The organism is Arthrobacter sp. efr-133-R2A-120 (assembly GCF_030209835.1).
Classification (GTDB): domain Bacteria; phylum Actinomycetota; class Actinomycetes; order Actinomycetales; family Micrococcaceae; genus Arthrobacter.
Genome location: NZ_JARVRF010000023.1, coordinates 1 through 5075 on the forward strand (window position 1 = coordinate 1; position 5075 = coordinate 5075).

4 protein-coding genes are annotated in these 5075 nt (G+C 65.6%); all 4 read right to left on the reverse strand.

The window, feature by feature from the left end; all coding sequences use genetic code 11:
• Positions 1–655 (reverse strand): DUF3417 domain-containing protein (locus QRN52_RS12655; RefSeq protein ID WP_284753078.1); only part of this gene is annotated, 655 nt, incomplete at its 3' end.
• A gap of 224 nt (positions 656–879) precedes the next feature.
• Entirely contained in the window at positions 880–1989 is a 1110-nt protein-coding gene (gene tal / locus QRN52_RS12660) for a transaldolase (RefSeq protein ID WP_284753079.1), read from the reverse strand.
• 97 nt (positions 1990–2086) lie between these two features.
• Positions 2087–4204: a transketolase gene (tkt, locus tag QRN52_RS12665; protein ID WP_284753080.1), complete on the reverse strand. Its 2118-nt coding sequence runs from the start codon at positions 4202–4204 to the stop codon at positions 2087–2089.
• A gap of 110 nt (positions 4205–4314) precedes the next feature.
• On the reverse strand, positions 4315–5075 hold a 761-nt coding region (locus tag QRN52_RS12670; protein ID WP_350225148.1), incomplete at its 5' end, for a GolD/DthD family dehydrogenase.

A 5075-nucleotide genomic window follows, 5' to 3' on the forward strand; every position in this document is an offset into this window, starting at 1 on the left:
GCCCGACGTCGGCACGCCAGATGTGCGCGTTGAGCTTGCGTCCGTTGGGTAGCGGCAGGGAGATCGTCACGGGCTTCCCGGTACTGTCCTCGGACGGTTCGCGCAGGAGTGTCAGGGGCAGGCCGTCGGGGTCAAGGACCGGGTAGGTTTCCTGCTGCCAGGCGTCCCGGGAAAGGGACTGCTTGAAGTAGCCGGCCTGGTAGAGCAGCCCGACGCCGATCAGCGGCACACCCAAATCCGAGGCGGCCTTCAGGTGGTCCCCGGCCAGGATGCCCAGGCCGCCGGAATACTGCGGAAGCACCTCCGTGATGCCGAACTCCGGGGAAAAGTACGCGATGCAGGCCGGAGCGTCCGGACCCAGGCCCTGGTACCAGCGCGGCTCGCTCAGGTACCGGTCCAGGTCCGCAGCCGCGTGCTGGACACGCTCTACAAGTTCATTGTTGGAAGCAAGTTGGTCCAGCTGATCGCGGCTGATTGACCCGAGGAGGCTTATTGGATCGTGGCGGCTCTCCTCCCACAATTCCTGGTCAAGGCTCGCAAAGAGCTCACGGGTAGGCCGGTGCCACGACCAGCGCAGATTCGTGGCGAGACGCGCCAGTGGCCGGATCGGCTCGGGGAGCAGGGTACGGACGGTAAACCTTCGAATTGCCTTCATTTTACTGGCTTTCAATAGGGCTGCACATTCCGGACGTTGACGTCCGGATGCGGGTGGAGGTTGTATGGTTTTGGCCTCGCCAGTCAATCCTCATGGCGGTAGTCATGAGGATTGACTGAACTGGGGCTGCTTGACACATGGTCAAACGGAGAGAGATTGGGCGGCTGTGTTCGTTGTCTTGAGTTGCGCATGCTTATGCCGTAAGGGTCGCCCAATCTCCACCGTCAGCTGCGTGCGAGGGCGCCTTCGACGTCGGCCAGAAGTTCCTTCCAGCTGGCGACGAACTTGTCCAGGCCCTCGGATTCGAGGATTGCGACGACGTCGTTGTAGGAGATGCCCAGGCCTTCCAGTGCGTTGAGGACGCTGTTTGCTTCCTCGTAGGTTCCGGAGATGGTGTCACCGGTGACTACGCCGTGGTCGAACGTGGCGTCGAGGGTCTTTTCCGGCATGGTGTTGACGACGCCGGCGGCGACCAGTTCGGTCACGTACAGGGTGTCGGGGTAGGCCGGGTCCTTCACGCCGGTGGAGGCCCACAGCGGACGCTGCGGGCGCGCTCCGGCTGCGGTCAGGACGGCCCAGCGCTCGGTGGAGAACAGTTCCTCGTAAACCTGGTACGCCAGGCGGGCGTTGGCAACGCCGGCCTTGCCCTTGAGGGCCTTCGCGTCCTCGGTGCCGATGGCATTGAGGCGCTTGTCGATCTCGGAGTCCACGCGGGAAACGAAGAAGGACGCCACGGAGTGGATCGTGGAGAGGTCGTGGCCGTTTTCCTTGGCCAGCTTCAGGCCGGTCTGGAAGGCGTTGATGACGGCCCGGTAGCGCTCCAGGGAAAAGATCAGGGTCACGTTGACGCTGATTCCCTCGGCCAGGGTTGCCGTGATGGCGGCGAGGCCTTCAAGGGTTGCCGGGATCTTGATGTGGACGTTGTCCTTGTCGACCTTCTTGTAGAGGCGCTTGGCCTCGGCGATGGTGCCTTCGGTATCCCACGCCAGGCGGGGGTCCACCTCGATGGAGACGCGGCCGTCCACGCCCTTGCTCGCCGCCGCGACCGGGGCGAAGAGGTCGCAGGCATCCGCGACATCCGCGGTGGTGATCTCGAAGATCGTCTCTTCAACGCTGGCGCCCTTCGCGGCGAGCTCGGCAATCTTTGCTTCGTAGTCGCTGCCGGAGGTGATCGCGGCCTGGAAAATGGACGGGTTCGTCGTCACGCCGACGACGTTCTTCTCGTCAATGAGCTTCTGCAGGCTGCCGCTGGACAGGCGTTCGCGGGAAAGGTCATCCAACCAGATGGATACGCCTGCGGCGGAAAGCTGTGCGGTGGGTGTTGCGTCGGTCATGGCTTCTGCTTCTTCCTTCGAATAGGTGGCAGTTTGCGGGGCGCCGAGGGACGCCCGTGGGCAGTCCCTCGGCGCCGGCCGCACTCTAGTTGGGGTGTTAGTTGCCCGCGGCAGCGAGGGAGTCCTTGGCGGCGGCGGCGACTGCTTCTGCCGTGATGCCGAACTCCTTGAAGAGGCGCTTGTAGTCTGCCGAGGCGCCGAAGTGCTCGAGGCTGATGGATCGTCCGGCGTCGCCGACGAATTCCTTCCAGCCCAGTGCCAGTCCGGCTTCGACCGAGACGCGGGCCTTGACGGCGGCCGGGAGGACGGACTCGCGGTATTCGGCGTCCTGCTTGTTGAACCACTCGACGCACGGCATGGAGACGACGCGGGTGGGGATGCCTTCGGCCTGGAGCGCTTCGCGGGCGTTCACTGCGAGCTGGACTTCGGAACCGGTGCCGATCAGGATGACCTGGGCCGGGACCGTGGCGCCGTCCTTCGAAGCCTCTGCCAGGACGTAGCCGCCCTTTGCGACGCCGGCGGTGGAGCCGAAGGTGTCATCCTCGGCAACGCCCTCGCCGCGTGCGTAGGTCGGGATGTTCTGGCGGGTCAGCACGATGCCTGCCGGGTTCTCGTGGTTCTCCAGCATGGTCTTCCATGCTGCGGCAACCTCGTTGGCGTCGCCGGGACGGACGACGTCCAGGCCCGGGATGGCGCGCAGGGTGGACAGCTGTTCCACCGGCTGGTGGGTGGGGCCGTCTTCGCCCAGGCCGATCGAGTCATGGGTCCAGACGTACAGCGACGGGACACCCATGAGGGCGCCAAGGCGGATGGCCGGCTTCTGGTAGTCGCTGAAGATCAGGAACGTGCCGGAGAACGCCCGGGTGCGGCCGTGCAGCGAGATGCCGTTCACGATCGACGCGGCGGCGTGCTCGCGGATACCGAAGTGCAGCACCCGGCCGTAGGGGTTGCCCTTCCACGCGCCGGTGGAGCGCGAGGCCGGGATGAACGACGGCGAACCCTCGATGGTGGTGTTGTTGGACTCGGCGAGGTCGGCCGAGCCGCCCCACAGTTCCGGAAGGACCGGGCCGATCGCGTTCAGGACCTTGCCGGACGCGGCGCGGGTGGAAACTTCCTTGCCTGCTTCGAACACCGGCAGCGCGGCGTCGAGCTCGACAGGAAGCTTCTTGGCCTCGATCCGCTCGAGCAGTGCAGCGCCCTCCGGGTTGGCGGTCTGCCATGCCTCGAAGGATGCCTGCCATTCGCTGCGCTCGGCTGCGCCGCGTTCGACGACGGCACGGGCGTGTGCCAGGACGTCCTCGTCAACCTGGAAGGAACGCTGGGGGTCGAAGCCCAGGACTTCCTTCAGTGCTGCGACTTCCTCGGCGCCGAGGGCGGAACCGTGGATCTTGCCGGTGTTCTGCTTCTTGGGGGCGGGGTAGCCGATGATGGTCCGCAGCGAGATGATGGACGGCTTGGTGGTCTCGGCCTTGGCGGCGAGCAGGGCGCCGTAGAGTTCCTGGACGTCTTCGACGTATTCGCCGGTCTTGGTCCAGTCCACGCGCTGGGTGTGCCAGCCGTAGGCCTCGTAGCGCTTGAGCACGTCTTCGGTGAACGCGATGTCGGTGTCGTCTTCGATGGAGATGTGGTTCTCGTCGTAGATCACCACGAGGTTGCCCAGTTCCTGGTGCCCGGCCAGGGAGGAAGCCTCCGAGGTCACACCTTCCTGGAGGTCGCCGTCGGACGCGATGACCCAGACGGTGTGGTCGAACGGGCTCTCGCCGGCGGGAGCATCGGCGTCGAACAGGCCGCGCTGGCGGCGCTGCGAGTACGCGAAGCCCACCGAGGAGGCCAGGCCCTGGCCCAGCGGGCCCGTGGTGATCTCGACGCCGGCAGTGTGCTTGTATTCCGGGTGGCCGGGGGTCAGCGAACCCCAGGTACGCAGGGCCTCGAGGTCCTTCAGCTCCAGGCCGTAGCCGGAAAGGAACAACTGGATGTACAGGGTCAGCGACGTGTGCCCGGGGGACAGGACGAACCGGTCACGGCCGATCCAGTCCGGGTTCTTCGGGTCGTGGCGCATCAGCTTCTGGAACAGCAGGTAGGCGGCCGGGGCAAGGCTCATGGCCGTACCGGGGTGACCGTTGCCGACCTTCTCGACGGCGTCAGCGGCCAAAACGCGGACGGTGTCCACGGCGCGCTGGTCCAGGCTGGTCCAAGTCAGTTCTTGCTCTTCCAAATGTGGCACGTAAACCGAGCCCCTCTCTTGGTGTCTTTCAATGATTTTGGGTATGACGGCAGACAGGAGCGGCCCGCGGTGCGGGAACGCTCCTGTCTGGTGGGCGTTTGTCAGACGGTGGTGAAGCCGCCATCGATGAGGACGTTGCTGCCGGTGATCATGGCGGCGTTGTCACTTGCCAGGTACCCGATGAGCGAGGCGACCTCCTCGGGCTGGGCGAAGCGGCCCACAGGGATTTCCCGCTTGGCCTTTTCGCCTTTTTCTCCGGCCCAGGCCTTCTTGCCGAGCGGGGTTTCCACGACGGTGGGGGAGACGGCGTTGACCGTGACCCCCTTGGGGGCCCATTCGAGCGAGAGCACATGGGTGAGGCCGACGATCGCTGCCTTGGAAGCGCAGTAGGCGGCGTGCTGGTCCAGGCCGATGACGGCGGCCTGGGAGGCGAGGTTGATGATGCGCCCGTATCCGGCCTCGACCATGACGCGGCCTGCCGCCTGGGCCATGTAGAAGCTGGCGCTGAGGTTGATGTCGATTGTTGCCTGCCAGCGTGCGGCCGGCACGTCGACGGCGGCATCGAGCAGGGCGACGCCGGCTGAGTTGACCAGGATGTGCGGCACACCGGCGACGCGAATGGTTTCTTCGACGATCTCGCCGGCGGCTTCGGGTGCGGTGAGATTGCGGGCGATGCCGTGGTGGCCCTTGCCGGGGAGCTCTGCCATGAGGGCCCCGACGCTGTCGGAGAGGTCGACGCCGACGACGCGGGCGCCGCGGGATGCGAGGTGGTGGGCGACGGTGTAGCCGATGCCGCTTGCGGCGCCTGTGATGATGGCAATTTTGCCCTCGAATTGCTGTTCCATTGTTCTATCCTTCGTAG